This is a genomic window from Gymnodinialimonas sp., assembly GCF_059726805.1.
In genome coordinates, this window is the sequence record NZ_AP041059.1 from 119,645 (window position 1) to 135,140 (window position 15,496).

The 15,496-nt window shown below is 63.5% G+C and carries 13 protein-coding genes; 7 read left to right on the forward strand and 6 right to left on the reverse strand.

Annotation, left to right across the window (positions count from 1 at the left end):
• Positions 1–14: 14 nt before the first annotated feature.
• Positions 15–902 (reverse strand): hypothetical protein, encoded by an 888-nt coding sequence (locus AC6I9R_RS00660; protein ID WP_461427034.1) that lies wholly within the window; start codon positions 900–902, stop codon positions 15–17.
• A gap of 129 nt (positions 903–1,031) precedes the next feature.
• On the opposite strand from AC6I9R_RS00660, the gene AC6I9R_RS00665 reads away from it, so the two are divergent.
• From AC6I9R_RS00665 to AC6I9R_RS00675, 3 genes are all read left to right on the forward strand, one after another.
• Complete coding sequence (locus AC6I9R_RS00665; protein WP_461427033.1) at positions 1,032–2,168, forward strand: aminotransferase class I/II-fold pyridoxal phosphate-dependent enzyme; 1,137 nt, start codon at positions 1,032–1,034, stop codon at positions 2,166–2,168.
• Positions 2,169–2,171: 3 nt separating this feature from the next.
• On the forward strand, positions 2,172–2,966 hold the full coding sequence (locus AC6I9R_RS00670; protein ID WP_461427032.1) for a phytanoyl-CoA dioxygenase family protein: 795 nt from the start codon (positions 2,172–2,174) through the stop codon (positions 2,964–2,966).
• A 106-nt stretch (positions 2,967–3,072) separates the two neighbouring features.
• Positions 3,073–4,749, forward strand: a complete 1,677-nt coding sequence (locus AC6I9R_RS00675; RefSeq protein ID WP_461427031.1) for an ABC transporter permease — start codon at positions 3,073–3,075, stop codon at positions 4,747–4,749.
• Between the two features lie 51 nt (positions 4,750–4,800).
• Here AC6I9R_RS00675 and leuC read toward each other — a convergent pair whose 3' ends face one another.
• Positions 4,801–6,204: a 3-isopropylmalate dehydratase large subunit gene (gene leuC, locus AC6I9R_RS00680; RefSeq protein WP_461427030.1), complete on the reverse strand. Its 1,404-nt coding sequence runs from the start codon at positions 6,202–6,204 to the stop codon at positions 4,801–4,803.
• A 244-nt stretch (positions 6,205–6,448) separates the two neighbouring features.
• Between leuC and AC6I9R_RS00685 the strand changes: the two genes are divergently transcribed.
• Positions 6,449–7,804, forward strand: coding sequence for a mechanosensitive ion channel family protein (locus AC6I9R_RS00685; protein ID WP_461427029.1), 1,356 nt, complete (start codon positions 6,449–6,451; stop codon positions 7,802–7,804).
• Here AC6I9R_RS00685 and AC6I9R_RS00690 read toward each other — a convergent pair.
• Together AC6I9R_RS00690 and AC6I9R_RS00695 are read right to left on the reverse strand one after the other, a co-directional pair.
• Positions 7,801–9,417: a thiamine pyrophosphate-binding protein gene (locus AC6I9R_RS00690; RefSeq protein WP_461427028.1), complete on the reverse strand. Its 1,617-nt coding sequence runs from the start codon at positions 9,415–9,417 to the stop codon at positions 7,801–7,803. The two genes, AC6I9R_RS00685 and AC6I9R_RS00690, sit on opposite strands and share 4 nt — an antisense overlap.
• 57 nt (positions 9,418–9,474) lie before the next feature.
• Positions 9,475–10,494, reverse strand: coding sequence for an NAD(P)/FAD-dependent oxidoreductase (locus AC6I9R_RS00695; RefSeq protein WP_461427027.1), 1,020 nt, complete (start codon positions 10,492–10,494; stop codon positions 9,475–9,477).
• A gap of 54 nt (positions 10,495–10,548) precedes the next feature.
• Here AC6I9R_RS00695 and mnmC2 point away from each other — a divergent pair, with 54 nt between their 5' ends.
• Together mnmC2 and AC6I9R_RS00705 are read left to right on the forward strand one after the other, a co-directional pair.
• Positions 10,549–11,205: a tRNA (5-methylaminomethyl-2-thiouridine)(34)-methyltransferase MnmC2 gene (gene mnmC2 / locus AC6I9R_RS00700; RefSeq protein ID WP_461427026.1), complete on the forward strand. Its 657-nt coding sequence runs from the start codon at positions 10,549–10,551 to the stop codon at positions 11,203–11,205.
• Positions 11,202–12,071: a DMT family transporter gene (locus tag AC6I9R_RS00705; RefSeq protein ID WP_461427025.1), complete on the forward strand. Its 870-nt coding sequence runs from the start codon at positions 11,202–11,204 to the stop codon at positions 12,069–12,071. Before mnmC2 ends, AC6I9R_RS00705 begins: the two co-directional genes overlap by 4 nt.
• On the opposite strand, the gene crtB is transcribed toward AC6I9R_RS00705, so the two are convergent.
• Both crtB and AC6I9R_RS00715 read right to left on the reverse strand, forming a co-directional pair.
• Positions 12,072–13,085 carry a 15-cis-phytoene synthase gene (crtB, locus tag AC6I9R_RS00710; protein WP_461427024.1) on the reverse strand — a complete coding sequence of 338 codons (1,014 nt, stop codon included), beginning with the start codon at positions 13,083–13,085 and terminating at the stop codon, positions 12,072–12,074.
• A 2-nt stretch (positions 13,086–13,087) separates the two neighbouring features.
• Positions 13,088–14,620 carry a phytoene desaturase gene (locus tag AC6I9R_RS00715; protein WP_461427023.1) on the reverse strand — a complete coding sequence of 511 codons (1,533 nt, stop codon included), beginning with the start codon at positions 14,618–14,620 and terminating at the stop codon, positions 13,088–13,090.
• A gap of 130 nt (positions 14,621–14,750) precedes the next feature.
• Here AC6I9R_RS00715 and crtA point away from each other — a divergent pair, with 130 nt between their 5' ends.
• Complete coding sequence (gene crtA, locus AC6I9R_RS00720; RefSeq protein ID WP_461427022.1) at positions 14,751–15,494, forward strand: spheroidene monooxygenase; 744 nt, start codon at positions 14,751–14,753, stop codon at positions 15,492–15,494.
• The last annotated feature ends 2 nt before the right edge of the window (positions 15,495–15,496 follow it).

Genomic DNA, 15,496 nt, shown 5'->3' on the forward strand with positions numbered 1-15,496 from the left:
CCCTCAAAGACAGATCAGGCCTTGCCGCTAAGGGCAGCGGCGCCTGCGATCACCTCGCTCAGCCGCTGTTGCACCGCGCCCTGCCCCGGCACATCCGCCTCCACCTCGATGTGACGCGCAAGGCCTACCTGCGACCGCACCTCGGCGCTGACCGTCTCGGGATCACTGTTTAGGTTCGTCAGGATGTTGTTGGCAGAGCTCATCAGATTGGCCGCCGCACCGTCCAGGGCGTCCGCATCCACCGCCGTATAGGTCTGCGCCCCGCGTAATGCTTCCGCCGAGGCCTGCAACGCTTCTGCAAGCGCGCTGACCCGGAAGGCCTGCGTGGCATTCTCATCCGCCGGGACCACGTCGCCCGGCTGCGCCACTAGCGCCTCTGCCGCGACGGGGGCCGCCTGCGCGGTCTTGGGCCAAGGCGTCTCTCCGACGGGGGTGGGGGTGAAGCCATTGATCAGCCAATGGGCAACGAAGAACTGTGGTCCCCCGCCCACAAGCCAGTATTCGGGCAGAATTTTCATGGCCATGCTTTGGGCAGGCTGCGCCTCTACACTGCCCGCCCACAAATGAATGTCGGCCTCTGCCGTGTAAGACGCCACGTATTGTCCGGTGTTCCAACTGTATTCAATCGCGCATTCGCTGCGCCATTCGGCCTCTGTCATCTGCGGTGGGGGCGGGGCGGGCGACCAATAGGCGCCCACGATCTTCGCCTTGCCCCCATAAACGCGGTAGATCGTCTGGCCTTTCTCAAGCACGACCGGTGCGGCACTGAGGACGAAATTGGGCGCATTGTCCTTGTCCAACGTCGGCCACCCGGCCTTCGTCACATCGCGGTGCGTCATGCCAAGGTTCATGAACGGGTTCTTCTGCGCGCCGGGCTGCGGGGTTTGGTTAGGGCTGGTCATGGCAAATCTCTTTTTTATTGAACGATCTGAGCGTTACCGTGACGACGATCCCCGATCCGATCAAGCATCCCGTGTATTCTCATTGAAGGCAGGCTGAGCTATGCACGGACGTCACAAAGGACAAAGCCCATGCCCACGCTCCCTGATTTCCGGCTAGAGACCCATTTCGCCAAGTGGGAGTTCAGGGCCCGCTACCACATGACCGCGTCGGACGCGCAAAGTATGTCCCTGCGCGATCTTCTGGCCATGGCAACGCCGGAGGAACGGGCCGAGTTTGACGACATGTGGTTGGGGTATACGGAGACCTACGGCGCCCCTGACCTGCGCGAGGCAATTGCAAACACCTTCGCGCAGCAACCGCCAGAGAACATCCTCTGTTTCGCCGGCGCGTCCGAGGGGATCTTCGCCGCCAACAACGTGATCCTCGACGCCGACAGCCACGCCATCGTCGTCACGCCCAACTACCAAAGCCACGAGGCGCTGCCGCAGGCCATTTGCTCCGCCTCCGCCGTGCCTTTGGACCCCGATGACAACTGGTCGCTCGACATCGACCGCGTCGCCGCCGCGATCCGCCCCAACACGCGGCTGATAACGATCAACTTCCCGCACAATCCCACAGGCGCGATTCTGCCATTGGACCGCTACATGGCGCTGATCGAGCTGTGCCGCAAACACGGCATCTACATCCTCCATGATGAGATCTTCAACGGGCTAGGCCCCACCGGCACCCAGCACCTGCCCTATATCGCCGACGTCTACGAACGCGGCCTGTCCCTTGGTGTCATGTCCAAATCCTACGGCTTGCCGGGCCTGCGCATCGGCTGGATCGCCTGTCAGGACCACGACATCCTCAGCAAGATGGAGCGGATGAAGCACTACCTTTCGATCTGCAATTCCGGCCCGTCTGAGCGCCTCGCCAAAATCGCCCTCGCCCATCGCGACAAGATCCTCGCCCGCAACAACGCCCTGATCGACGCGAACCTGCCCAAGTGGGAGGCCTTCTTTGCCCGCCACGGGGACCTGTTCACCTGGGCCCGCCCCGACGGCTCCTGCATGGCCTTCCCGCGCTACAACGGCGCTGAGGGTGTGGGGGCTTTCACCCGGTCCCTGGTGGAAGACAGCGGCGTCTTGTTGCTGCCTGGGTCCATTTACGCGTCAGACCTCAGCGACACGCCCGCCGATCACTTCCGCCTGGGCTTCGGGCGGGACGGCCTTGACGAGGGGCTTGCCGCGCTCGACGCTCACATCCTTCGCAACCGGAGCTGACCGATGCACGCGCTTCTGACTACCGACACGATCACCGAGTTCCAGACCAAGGGCGTCACCGTCATCCGGGGCCTCTTCGCAGGTCACGTCGAGGCGATCCGCGCGGGCATTGCCCGCAACATGGCGGACCCCGGCCCCTATGCGGCTGAGAACCTCAAGCCCGGCGACACCGGGCGCTTCTTCGATGACTACTGCAACTGGCAGCGCATCCCGGAATTCGAGGACGTCATCCGCAATTCCCCCGCCGCAGAGGTCGCCGCCGATCTGATGCGCTCCAACACCACGCAGCTCTTCCACGACCACGTGCTGGTCAAGGAGCCCGGCACCTCCAAACCCACGCCCTGGCACCAGGATGGCCCCTATTACTTCGTCGGCGGCCAGCAGAACGTCAGCTTCTGGGCGCCCGTTGATCCGGTCACAAATGCGTCTCTACGCTGCGTTGCAGGGTCACATCTGTGGCCCAAACCCGTCGTCCCCACACGCTGGCTAAACGAGGATAACTTCTACCCGGACAGTGACGCCTACATTCCCGTCCCCGATCCGGACGCCGAGGGCATGGAGGTCGTTGAATGGGCGCTGGAGCCCGGCGATGCGGTCGCCTTCAACTACTGGATCCTCCACGGCGCGCGTGGGAATGAGGCTGCTAACCGCAGGCGCGCCTTCTCACTGCGCTTCCTTGGCGACGATGCCCACTATGTGGACCGCCCCGGCCCTACCTCTCCGCCGTTTCCGGGCCACAACATGCAAGCAGGAGACAAGCTGCGCCAGGATTGGTTCCCTACAATTCTCACCCGCTAAGACCGCTGCGAGGAGGTTTGCGGCGCAAGCCGCACGGCCGAGGAGGGGCGGACCTGTGCAAGCGCAGCTTGCATTCCCCGCCAATCCCGACAAAAACACCCAGATTATGGCGCAGCGCTTTCGCATCCCCTCCCCGCTTCGGCTTGGCACCCTCGCCTGGCTCGCCGCTGGCGTATGCCTTCTGCCCATGGCCGCCGTCGCCATCGCTGCCCTGACCGGCGGAACCGAGACGTTCCAACGTCTCTCCACCACCGTCCTGCCGCGCTACGCGGGAACCACCGCGCTCCTGATTCTGCTGGTCGGCATCGGCACCGCAATCATCGGCACGGGTGCCGCCTGGCTTGTTACCGCCACCCGCTTCCCCGGTCGTCGGATGCTGGAAATCGCCCTGGCCCTTCCCCTGGCCTTTCCAGCCTACGTCCTGGCCTACGCCTATACCGATTTTCTAGATCACCCCGGCTGGGTGCAAACGAGCCTGCGCGACATCATGGGCTGGGGCCCCCGTGACTACTGGTTCCCGGAAATCCGCTCGCTTGGTGGCGCGGCAGCGATGCTGATCCTCGTCCTTTATCCTTATGTCTACCTGCTGACGCGCGCCGCCTTCCTGCAGCAAAGCGCCACCGCCTATATCGCCGCGCGCACCCTCGGCCATGGCCCGTGGAGCGCGTTTTTCCGCGTCTCGCTGCCCATCGCGCGCCCCGCCATCGCAGGCGGCACGTTGCTGGCACTGATGGAAACGCTGGCCGATTTCGGCACCGTCTCCTACTTCGGCGTTCAGACCTTCGCCACGGGCATCTATCAGGCGTGGTATTCCTTCTTCGACCGCGGCGGCGCGGCGCAGCTCGCGCTGTGCCTGCTCATCGTCGCCCTCGTCATCGCAGCACTGGAGCGTCGCCAACGCCGCGACCAACGCCAGCACGGCGCGGGTCGCCGGTTTGAGGCGATGCAGGCCGTCACCCTGACCGGCTGGCGCGCCACCGGCGCCGTCGCCTTTTGTGCCCTGCCCGTCATCCTCGGCTTCGCGCTTCCGGTGTTCCTGCTCTTGTCGCTTGGGTGGGACAGCTTCGACAACCTTCTGACCGAGCGTTACCTGCGGTTCCTGCGCAACTCCCTTGTCCTGGCCTCCATCGCCGCCGTTATCACCGTTGCCGCCGCCGTCACCCTCGGCTTCAACGCGCGCCTGCACCCGACACCAGCGGCCAAAGCCGCGATCCGCGTTGCGGGCCTCGGCTATGCGGTGCCCGGCGGCGTGATCGCCGTCGGCCTGATCGTGCCCTTCGCGGCCTTTGATAACGCGCTGGATGCGTTCATGGAGGCCCGCTACGGCATCGACACGGGCCTGTTGATCACCGGCTCAATCTGGCTGCTGGTCGCGGCCTATGGCGTCCGCTTCATGGCCGCCGCACTCAGTGCCTATGATGCGGGTTTGAGTACCATCAACCCCAACGTCGACGCCGTCGCGCGCACGCTCGGTCGCACCCCAAGCCGCATGCTCTCGGGCGTCCATCTGCCGATCCTACGCCCGTCGATCCTCACCGGCCTGCTGATCGTGTTCGTCGATGTGATGAAGGAATTGCCCGCAACGCTGATCATGCGCCCGTTCAACTTCGACACGCTGGCGGTGCAAGCCCATCGCCTTGCCGCCGATGAGCGGTTGGGAGAGGCCGCTGGCCCCTCCCTCGTCATTGCCGGTGTCGGGCTTCTGCCCGTCGTGATCCTGTGTCTCAGCCTTGGCCGAGACCGCACCGCGCGCCGTTTCGTGCCCGAGCCGATTGAGGCGTGACCAGAGCCTTCGAAGGCTCCGGTCGCGCTACCGCTTCGCTACTTGAGCGCCTTACATCAACTCGCGCACATCCGTCAGACGTCCGGTAATCGCCGCCGCCGCCGCCATCGCCGGTGACATCAGGTGCGTGCGCCCGCCCCGACCCTGGCGGCCCTCGAAGTTGCGGTTCGACGTCGCCGCGCAGCGCTCTTTCGGGGCCAGTTGGTCTGGGTTCATCGCCAGGCACATGGAGCAGCCCGCAAGGCGCCACTCAAAACCGGCGTCCTTGAAGATGTCGGCAAGGCCCTCTTCTTCCGCCTGCGCCCGCACAAGGCCCGAGCCCGGCACGATCATCGCGCGCTTCACGGCCACCTTCTTGCCCTTCAGGATCTCGGCCGCCGCGCGGAGGTCTTCGATCCGCCCGTTGGTGCAGGAGCCGATGAAGACCGTATCAATCTCGATCTCATTGAGCGGCGTGCCCGCCTCAAGGCCCATGTAGTCCAGCGAGCGTTGCGCCGCGCCGACCTTGCCGCCTTCAAAACTGTCCGCCGCCGGGACCGCCGCCGTGATCGGCAGCACATCCTCCGGCGAGGTGCCCCAGGTCACGACCGGTGCGATGTCTTCGCCGCGGATCGTCACGACCTCATCCCAGTGGGCGTCATCGTCGGAATAGAGCGTCTTCCACCAGGCCAGTGCGGCTTCCCATTGGGCGCCCTTCGGCGCGTGGGGGCGGCCCATGCAGTATTCAAACGTCGTCTCATCCGGCGCGATGATGCCCGCACGGGCGCCGCCCTCGATCGCCATGTTGCAGACGGTCATCCGCCCTTCCATGGACAGCGAGCGGATCGCCTCGCCGCAGTACTCGATCACATAGCCGGTGCCGCCTGCGGTCCCGGTCACGCCAATCACGGTCAGCGTGATGTCCTTGGCGGTCACGCCGGGCGCCAGTTTGCCGGTGATTTCCACCTTCATGTTCTTGGACTTCTTCTGGATCAGCGTTTGGGTGGCCAGCACATGCTCCACCTCACTCGTCCCGATGCCGTGGGCCAACGCACCGAATGCGCCGTGGGTCGCGGTGTGGCTGTCGCCACACACAACGGTCATGCCGGGCAGGGTCCAGCCTTGCTCGGGCCCCACGATGTGCACGATACCCTGGCGCACATCGGACACCGGGTAATAGTGGATGCCGAAGTCCTTGGCGTTCTTGTCGAGGGCGGCGACCTGAATGGCGCTATCCTCGGTCATGTTCTTGGGGTCGTTGCGGCCGGGCGTCGTGGGCACGTTGTGGTCCGGCACGGCGATGGTTTTGTCGGGCGCATGGACCTTGCGGCCCGCCATGCGCAGGCCTTCAAAGGCCTGGGGCGACGTCACTTCGTGGACCAGATGGCGGTCGATGTAGAGAAGGCAGGTGCCGTCCTCGGTCTCATGGGCCAAATGCGCGTCCCAGATTTTGTCGTAGAGTGTCTTGCCGGTCATGGCTGGATCCTGTCGGAGAAAGAGTTTGGGTCTGGTCAGATATCGGTCAGGCGCGGCTCATAGGCCGCCCATACAAAGGGTCTGCGCGCCGAAAAAGCGCCAGGGCAGGCGGGCGCGGTCGCCGATATCGAAGAAACGGGTCATGGGGCAGGAATTACACGGGCGCGCGCGCCTTGCCAAGGGTGGCGCTTGCCCGTTGCCTCAGCGGGAGGCTAGGCTTGTCCATACGCCATGAAGGACCGAAATGGACCCCGAAGATATCCCAGAAGAGATCGTCGACGCCGATACCCAGGCGTTGGAAAACGCCGTGGCCGAGATTTCGGGTCTATTAGGCCAGGCAGAGACGTTTGTCGCGTCGCTTCTGCGGGCGTGGAACGCCTATCAGATCGGCATCACCATCGCGCTTTTGCTGCTGGCCTGGCTCCTCAAGCGCGTTCTTGGCCCGCGTATCCGGGCCTGGATGGCCTCGCGAGAGGGCTGGCCGACGTGGCGCATGCGCATCCTAGCCATCGTCCACCGACGCCTTTTCATCATCTTCTTCGTGATCCTCATCTGGATCACCGTCCTTGTGATGCGAGAAGTCACCTGGCCGTCGCGTTCCTTCATCCTCACCATCATTGCCGAGCTTTCGACGGCCTGGCTCTTCGTGGTCTTCGCCACCCGCCTGATCCGCTCGGCGTTCTTGCGCGGGATCGTGCGCTACGGCGCCTGGGTCTTCGTGACGCTTGTGATCCTGAACCTGACGGATGAGGCCGCCGCGATCCTTGATTCCGTGGGCTTCGACCTGGGCGAGGCGCGCCTGTCCCTACTGGTCCTGGTGCAAGCAATACTCGTCGTCACGGCCCTCGTGGTCATCGCCCGCTTCCTGACCGGGACCGCATCCTCGCGGATCGAAAAGAATGACGAGATGTCGCCCTCGATGCAGGTCCTTGCGGTCAAGTTCCTGCAAGTCACCTTCTACGGCATCGCGATCTACATGGGCCTGCGGCTGACCGGGATTGACCTTACCGGTCTTGCGGTTCTGTCCGGTGCCATCGGTGTTGGCCTTGGCTTTGGTCTGCAGAAAGTCGTCTCTAACCTGGTGTCCGGGGTCATTATCCTGCTGGATAAGTCGATCAAACCGGGGGACGTCATTTCCCTGGGCGAGACCTTTGGTTGGATCAATTCCCTTGGCGCGCGCTATGTCAGCGTCGTCACACGGGACGGCAAGGAATACCTGATCCCGAACGAGGATCTGATCACCAATCAGGTGGTCAACTGGTCCCATTCCAACGATTTTGTCCGGCTCGACATCTATTTCGGCACCTCCTACGGCGACGATCCGCATATCGTGCGAAAGCTTGCAATCGATGCCGCCCAAGAGGTCAATCGCGTTCTGAAGGATCGCCCGCCCGTCTGTCACATCGTGGGGTTCGGAGATAACTCCGTCGATTACATCCTGCGCTTCTGGATCAAGGACCCGACGGGCGGGCTGACCAACATCCGCGGCAACGTCTACCTGGCGCTATGGGATGCGTTCAGCGCCAACGACATTTCCATTCCGTTCCCACAGCGCGAAGTTCGCGTGTTGGGGGGACGCTCGGAAGGTGACGCGGCCTAAAGACTTTTGGTGGTCGCCAACATCTTCGGGTCAAGCGCCAGCTCGATGATGTGCAATCCGCCAGTCAAAGCCTGGGTGTAGGCCTGCGCGAATTGCGCGTTCTCGGTCACAAGATGCCCGGTCCCGCCGTAGGCCTCGGCCAGGGCGGCATAATCGGGGTTGAACAGATCGGTCCCCGAGACGCGGCCCGGGTAGTGGTTTTCTTGATGCATCCGGATGGTGCCATAGCGCCCGTTATTGGCGACGATCACGATGATATCCGCCCCGTGCTGCCGCGCGGTGGACAGCTCTTGAATGGTCATCTGCAAGCAGCCGTCACCTGCGAGGCAAATCACCGGCTGATTGGGGTACTGCAGCTTCGCGGACACCGCCGCGGGCAAACCATACCCCATGGAGCCCGACGTCGGCGCGATCTGCGTGCCATACTGCCGGAAGCGGTAGTAGCGATGCAGGAACGCGGCGTAGTTCCCGGCGCCATTGGTGATGATCGTGTCAGGGTTGGCATTGTCACGCAGCCAGCTGATCACCTGCTCCATCTGCACTGCACCGGGGGTGGGCTGCGGGATCTGCCATTTCTCGTAATCCAGGCGCGCGGCGTCTGCCCCTCGGTCGTGGCTTTGGGGTGTGGCTTGCAGAAATTGATGTAGCATTGATTTAGGTGTGCCGGTGAGAGCGAAGGTCGCGGGGTAGGTCTTTGAGGCGGCCTCGGCACTCGGCGCCACCTGAAGGATCGTGGGCGGCTCGGCGGGATCGATCAGGGTGAAATCCGCCGTGGTGATGTCGTTCAACTCCGCCCCCAGAAGCAGAATGCAATCGGCATCCGTCAGCCGTTTTTGCAGCTTTGGATTGGCACCGACACCAAGATCTCCGGCGTAGTTGGGGTGGTCGTTATCGATGTAGTCCTGCTTGCGGAACGTCACGGCAATCGGCGCGCCGGTCCGTTCGGCCAGCTCTTGCGCGGTTTGTTTGTCGGTGTCGCTCCAATGCGGCCCGCCGCACAGAATCAAGGGCCGTTCGGCCAGCTTGAACGCTTCGACCATCGGCGCGATTTCATCACCGTGGACCGAGGCCATCGCCCGCGCGCCAGGGCGTTGTTTCGGCGGCTCGGCCATAGCCGACAGGATGTCTTCCGGCAGCGCAAGAACCACCGGGCCGGGACGCCCGGCTTGGGCGACGGCAAAGGCCCGGTCGATGTATTCGGCCAAACGGTCTGTGCGCTCTACCTCAGCGGCCCACTTCACCAGCGGCCCGAAAAACGCCCTGTAATCAACCTCTTGAAACACGCCGCGGTCGCGGTGCTTTAACGGGATTTGCCCCACAAAGCACACCATCGGCGTGGCGTCATGCATCGCGATATGCAAGCCCGCGCTGGCGTTCGTGGCCCCCGGCCCCCGCGTCACGAACAGCACGCCAGGGGTGCCGGTCATCTTGCCGTGCGCCTCTGCCATCATCGCGGCGCCGCCTTCCTGACGGCAGACGATATTGGGGATGTCGTGGTCATAAAGCCCATCCAACGCGGCCAGAAAGCTTTCCCCCGGAACCGAGAATACACGGCCCACGCCGTGCATCGCCAAGCGATCCGCCAGGATCTTTCCGCCGTGTTGCTGTGCCATTATCGCCCCCTCATTTGCCCAAGTTTTGAGCGGAGCATCCGGCGATGTCCAGCGCCTTCAAAAGCTGGCCTCGGGGCGGAAATCATCCGGGATTGTGTCTTCCCCATCAAGGATCAGCCGCGTCAGCATTTCCGCCATGACCGGCGCCATCGCGAGACCGATCTTGAAGCCCCCGTTGGCAATGTAGGCCCCTTCGTGAAGCGGGTGCAGCCCCACCATCGGCGCACGGCTTTTCGCCCGAGGCCGCAACCCAGCCCAGCGCTGGATCACCGGCGCATCGCGCAAGGCAGGCACCGCAGCCCGCGCGGCCTCGATCAACGGATCAAGCTGTGCGTCGGTGCTTGTCGCATCGTCAAACTCTCGCTCTGTAGTAGAGCCGACCGCGACTGTCCCGTCGCTGTGTGGCACGATGTGCAAGCCATCCACGAAAACCTGCGGCGCGCCCCGCATGTCAGCCCGCAAAAGCGCCGCTTGCCCCTTGATTGGCGCGCCGACTAACCTCCCTCGCGCCTCCGACATCTGGATCAAATCGTCTACGCCCGTCGCCCAGATCTCAATGCCGCTTTTCCTGCCATTTGGAACGAGTTTGACACCTGATGACACCAATGCCGCCGCCAGCGCAACACAGGCTTGGCGCGGGTGAATGCGGGCCGTGAGCGTGTCGTGTATGACGAGCCCCGTGGGCGAGGGGAGGTCTTCTGCGGGCACGACCTTCCACTGATACCGCCCCTGCCAAAGGTCCTGCGCCGTCTGGCTGCGTTGCTCTGCCAAGGCCACGGCAGCCGCATCGGCCAAAGGCTGAACGCGCCCGGTGCGTGCATAGCCCGGGTCCTTGCCGCCAACGCTTGCGATTTCAGCCCAAAGCGCCTCTGCCTCATCCAAGGCTTTGAACTGCATGGCCTTCTTTGCGTTCCAATTCTCCGGCACATGGGGCGCTAGGGCGCCCACGATCCCGCCCGACGCACCCGCCCCGACGCCATGGGGATCAACCACCTGCACCCGCGCCCCGCGCCGCACCAGCATCCAGGCGCACATCAGCCCGGTGATCCCGGCGCCTCGGATGGTGATTTCGGTCATTGCAACTCCGTCAGGCTTGGCAGAACGTCCGCTTGGCATGGGATAGGGCGTAGGATGTGCAAGGACCAGCATAAGATCGAATGGCGTGGCGACGTCCCGATTTCGGTTCAGTTTGGCGATCCGTTCTATTCGCTGAAGGATGGTTTGGCCGAAACGCGCTACGTTTTTCTGGACGGAAACGACCTGCCCGCGCGGTTCCGCGATGGGTTCCATGTGGCCGAACTGGGCTTTGGCACGGGCCTGAATTTCCTCGCGACCTTGCAGGCATTTCGAGACGCAGGCACGCCTGGGACCCTGCACTTCACGTCGTTCGAGGCCCATCCGATGGCGCGGGACGACCGGGCGCGCGCACTCGCATCTTTCCCTGATCTTCCGGTGCAGATCCTGCTGGAGAATGACCTGCGAAGCCCCGTGTCAGGCCCTGATTTCAGGCTAGAGGTTATCCACGGCGATGCCCGCAAAACACTCTCTAACACACTGGTTAGAGCCGATGCGTGGTTCCTTGATGGCTTTGCCCCCGTTCAAAATCCTGAGCTGTGGGAAGACCCGCTCCTGCACGCTGTCGCCGCCCATACCGCACCCGGTGGGACCTTCGCGACCTATACGGCCGTAGGGCGCATTCGGCGGACGTTGGCCGCCGCTGGATTCATCGTCGAGCGCATCAAGGGCTTCAACGCCAAGCCGCATATGACCCGGGGACGCATGCCATGACGAGCAATCCGCGCCTTGGCATTTACCTGATGATCGCCACCACTTTCGTCTTCGCCATGCAGGACGGGATCAGCCGCCACCTTGCGGGTGAATACAACGTCTTCATGGTCGTGATGATCCGCTATTGGTTCTTCGCTGTTTTCGTCATCACCATCGCGTCCCGCCAAGCGGGCGGCGTGCGGGCGGCGGCGAAGACAGAGCAGCCGGTGCTGCAAGCGTTCCGAGGCGTCCTTCTGGCGGCTGAGATCTGCGTCATGGTCGGCGCCTTCGTGCTTCTTGGCCTGGTGGAGGCGCACGCGATCTTCACCTGCTACCCGCTGCTAGTCGCAGCGCTTTCGGGCCCGATCCTGGGCGAAAAGGTCGGCTGGCGGCGGTGGACGGCGATCGGGATCGGCTTTGTCGGCGTGTTGGTGATCCTGCAACCGGGGTTTGGCGTCTTTTCCATCTACGCGCTGGTGCCGCTGGCCTCCGCCTTCATGTTCGCGCTCTACAACCTGCTGACCCGCTATGTCGCCGCAAAGGACCGCGCGGCCACCAGCTTCTTCTGGACGGGCACGGCAGGCGCAGTGGTGACAACCTGCATCGGTGTCTGGTTCTGGGAACCGATGAGCGCGCGGGATTGGGCCTGGATGGCGACGCTTTGCGTCACGGGTGCAACCGGGCACTTCCTGCTGATCAAGACCTACGAGGTGGCCGAAGCCTCCGCCGTGCAACCCTTCGCCTACCTTCAGCTGGTCTTCGCCTCGGCCCTTGGATTGTTGGTGTTCGGAGAGGTCTTGGCCACCAACGTGCTGATCGGGGCAGGCATCGTCGTTTGCGCCGGGCTGTTCACCCTATGGCGGACCCGCGCGGTGGCGGAGGGGTGATCATTCCGCTGCGTGAGGGAAATCCTGGGCCTTCAACTGGCTAAGGACCGATAGCAGCGGATCGCTCCAGGCGTCCTTGTTGGGCGCGGGATGGGCGGCGGCTTCGACAAGGAAAGCCGTCTCGGGCAATGGTTTGGCGAAGATCACAGGGCTTTCGGGCAGCACGCTGGCAAGGCCAGCGCGAACAATCGAAAGACCCAAAAGGCGCATCTTGTGACCGCCCGTCGTGGTGGCGCGGCGGTTGACATTGTCATGGCCATGGCGCGCGAGGTTCCGCCCGATGGCATCATAACAATGGCGGGCCGCAAAAATGCCAGGGCGCGCCGAAAGCGGGAGGCGCCCGATGCCGGGCTCGGACTTCAGGTAGAGCTTGTGGGCTTCCGACAGCAGCCGCTTCGTCAGCTTCTTGAGACGCGGAGAGGATTGCGGGTTGGCAAAGAGGCGTTCGATATCGATCCCCTCCTCCTCCAACCAGTCCGTCGGCAGGTAGAGACGCCGTTCGCGAGCGTCCTCACCCACATCGCGGGCGATATTGGTCAGTTGCATCGCGACGCCAAGATCACAGGCGCGGGCCAGGGCCTGTTCATCGCGCACGCGCATCAACACGCACATCATCGCGCCGACGGCAGAGGCCACACGGGCCGAGTAACTGCGCAGCTCGGACAGGGTCGCATAGCGCCGCTCCATCCCGTCCCAGGCCAAGCCCTCCAAGAGAGCTTCGGGCAAGGCGCGCGGCATGTCGAATTCCTCGATCATGGCGGTGAAGGCGCGATCCGTCGGGTGGTTTCTTGGACGGCCCTGATAAGCGTGTTCGAGACGTTCTGAAAGCGCCAGAACAGCAGCTGGTTTGTCGGCGCCAAAGTCCACTTCGTCATCGGCCAGGCGGCAGAAGGCGTAGAGTGCCAGAGCTGGATCACGGACCTTCGACGGCAGCAGCTTGGACGCGGCGTGGAATGAATAGGAGCCTTCGCGAATCGCGTCGCGGCAATGGGCCATGTCTTGTTCGTTGATCATGCTCACTCCGCGGCCAGCCGTTGGATCGGAGGGATCACGGGGTTCTTGGCGGCAGGCACCAGCTTGTTAAGCACCTCCGACGAGGTCACGACGGAGGGGATGCCCGCGCCGGGATGGGTGCCCGCGCCGACCAGATAGAGACCGTCGATTTCTTCCGAGATATTGTGCGGACGGAACCAGGCGGATTGGAAAATCCGCGGCTCCAGTGAGAAGCCGGCCCCGTGGGGCGACCGGTAGCGGTCCACGAAGGTCTGCGGTGTGAAGATGTGGGACGCGCTCAGGTGATCCTCGAACCCGGGGATCATCTGGTCGTTCAGGACCTTGGCCATATTGGCGCGGTAGGTTTCCGTCATCTTGGCCCAATCGACGCTTTTGCCGTGCAGGTTTGGCACGGGGGACAGGGCGTAGAAGGTGTCATCGCCCTCGGGCGCAGCACTCGGGTCCGTGACGGAAGGACGGTGCAGGTAGATCGACATATCGTCGGCCAGCTTGCGGCGGATGAAGATTTCATCCAGCAGCCCGTTATAGCGGGGGCCGTTCAGGATGGTGTGGTGGCCGACGTCAGCCCACTTGTCGCGCGTGCCCTTGGTGCCGAAATACCAAACGAACAGCCCCATGGACCACCGCGATCTGTTTAGCCGCTTCGGCGTCCACCGCTTCTTTGTCTGTTTGGAGAGAAGGTGTTCATAGGTCGTGCCCGGATCGGCGTTGGACACCACGATGTCCGAGGTCAGCGCCTCACCCGATTCCATGACAACACCGCTGGTTCGACCCTGTTCCACGGTGATTTCGGCCACGTCTTCACCCAGCCGAACCTCTCCGCCCTGGTCCTCGATCACGCGCACCATGGCGTCGGCCATCGCTTGCACGCCGCCCATCGCGTAGTGGACGCCGAACTCCTTCTCCAGGTGGCTCACCAGGATATACATCGACGTCACGCGCGTCGGGTCACCGCCGATGAACAGCGGGTGGAACGACAGCGCCATGCGCAGCCGTTCGTCGCGCACCCGCTTGGAGGCATGGGCGTACACGGAGCGATCCGCGCGCAGCTTCACGAAACCCGGAAGCTCTCGCACCAGGTCCATCAGCTTGTTCATCGGACGACGGCCCAGGCCCTCGAACCCGAACTCATACCGCGTTTCGCTATCGCGCAGGAACTTGCGGTAGCCGGGAACGTCGCCGGGCGACAGCTTGGCGACCTCGGCCTCCATCGCCGCATTGTCGCCGTTCACGCGGAAATTGGAGCCATCGCGCCAGCGAATCTCATAGTAGGGATCGACAGGACGTAGATCGACTTCGGCGCGGAAATCGCGGCCACAATCGGCCCAAAGCTGCTCGAACACCTGCGGCACGGTAACAATCGTGGGGCCAAGATCGAATCGGTGGCCATTCTGGCTGATCGAGGATCCACGGCCTCCCGCGCGATCCAAACGGTCCAGAACCGTCACGCGGTAGCCCTTTGCCCCAAGGCGCATGGCCGCCGACAGGCCACCCAGGCCTGCTCCAATTACAATTGCCCGAGAGGCGTTCGTCACAGGTTATTCCAGTTCAATACTGTCCACATAAGTTGACAGTAAGGCCAGTATTCTCATTTTGCAAAGGTGATTTGACTTCCCTAAGTGCGACCATTGTGTCAGACTTAGTTGACACATGGAGCGACCAACCATGCAATCGACGACCCTGAGCCTTTACCGTTTCGGCTCCACACCTGCGCGCCTTTGGGCGTTTGCACAGATGGGCCTGGCCCGTCCGGCGATGCGCGATGTCCGTGACATCGGCACGTGGAAGCTGTGCGGGTCCGGCACGGGCGAGGGGTTTACACCCCTGCCCAACACCTCCGTTTACGCGATCCTCGCGACCTGGCCCGATCACGATTTCGCCCGCCGCGCCTTCTTTGGCGCGCGGGTGTTTCGGCGCTATGGCGAAATGGCGTCCGAGCGCATGACGTTGTTTCTGACACCCACCTCCGCGCGCGGCACTTGGGCCGGGGAACAGCCATTTGACGTCGGCACGGAAGGGCGCGGCCCGATTGCGGCGCTGACCCGCGCCACCGTGAAGCCTAAGGTGGCGGCGCGTTTCTGGGGCCGCGTGCCCGGGATTTCCTCCGTCATCGGCGACGACCCGAACGTGATGTTCAAGATCGGCATCGGCGAGGTGCCCTTGCTGCACCAAGTCACCTTCTCCATCTGGCCAGACGCCACCTCGATGGCGAATTTCGCCCGCAAGGACGGCCCCCACGCCCAGGCGATCCGCGCCGTGCGGGACGAAGGGTGGTTCCGGGAAGAGCTTTATGCCCGCTTCAACGTCGACGCGGTTGAGGGCACATGGGAAGGCGCGACGCCGGACTTTGGCGCATTGCCCATTGACGGCCATAGGCCCAAAGAAGAATTAGGAATTGCAGCAGAATGAAA

Coding starts and splice junctions, on each gene's coding strand:
- AC6I9R_RS00660 (WP_461427034.1), bottom strand. CDS start 902: ATGACCAGCCCTAACCAAACCCCGCAGCCCGGCGCGCAGAAGAACCCG.
- AC6I9R_RS00665 (WP_461427033.1), top strand. CDS start 1,032: ATGCCCACGCTCCCTGATTTCCGGCTAGAGACCCATTTCGCCAAGTGG.
- AC6I9R_RS00670 (WP_461427032.1), top strand. CDS start 2,172: ATGCACGCGCTTCTGACTACCGACACGATCACCGAGTTCCAGACCAAG.
- AC6I9R_RS00675 (WP_461427031.1), top strand. CDS start 3,073: ATGGCGCAGCGCTTTCGCATCCCCTCCCCGCTTCGGCTTGGCACCCTC.
- leuC (WP_461427030.1), bottom strand. CDS start 6,204: ATGACCGGCAAGACACTCTACGACAAAATCTGGGACGCGCATTTGGCC.
- AC6I9R_RS00685 (WP_461427029.1), top strand. CDS start 6,449: ATGGACCCCGAAGATATCCCAGAAGAGATCGTCGACGCCGATACCCAG.
- AC6I9R_RS00690 (WP_461427028.1), bottom strand. CDS start 9,417: ATGGCACAGCAACACGGCGGAAAGATCCTGGCGGATCGCTTGGCGATG.
- AC6I9R_RS00695 (WP_461427027.1), bottom strand. CDS start 10,494: ATGACCGAAATCACCATCCGAGGCGCCGGGATCACCGGGCTGATGTGC.
- mnmC2 (WP_461427026.1), top strand. CDS start 10,549: ATGTGCAAGGACCAGCATAAGATCGAATGGCGTGGCGACGTCCCGATT.
- AC6I9R_RS00705 (WP_461427025.1), top strand. CDS start 11,202: ATGACGAGCAATCCGCGCCTTGGCATTTACCTGATGATCGCCACCACT.
- crtB (WP_461427024.1), bottom strand. CDS start 13,085: ATGATCAACGAACAAGACATGGCCCATTGCCGCGACGCGATTCGCGAA.
- crtA (WP_461427022.1), top strand. CDS start 14,751: ATGCAATCGACGACCCTGAGCCTTTACCGTTTCGGCTCCACACCTGCG.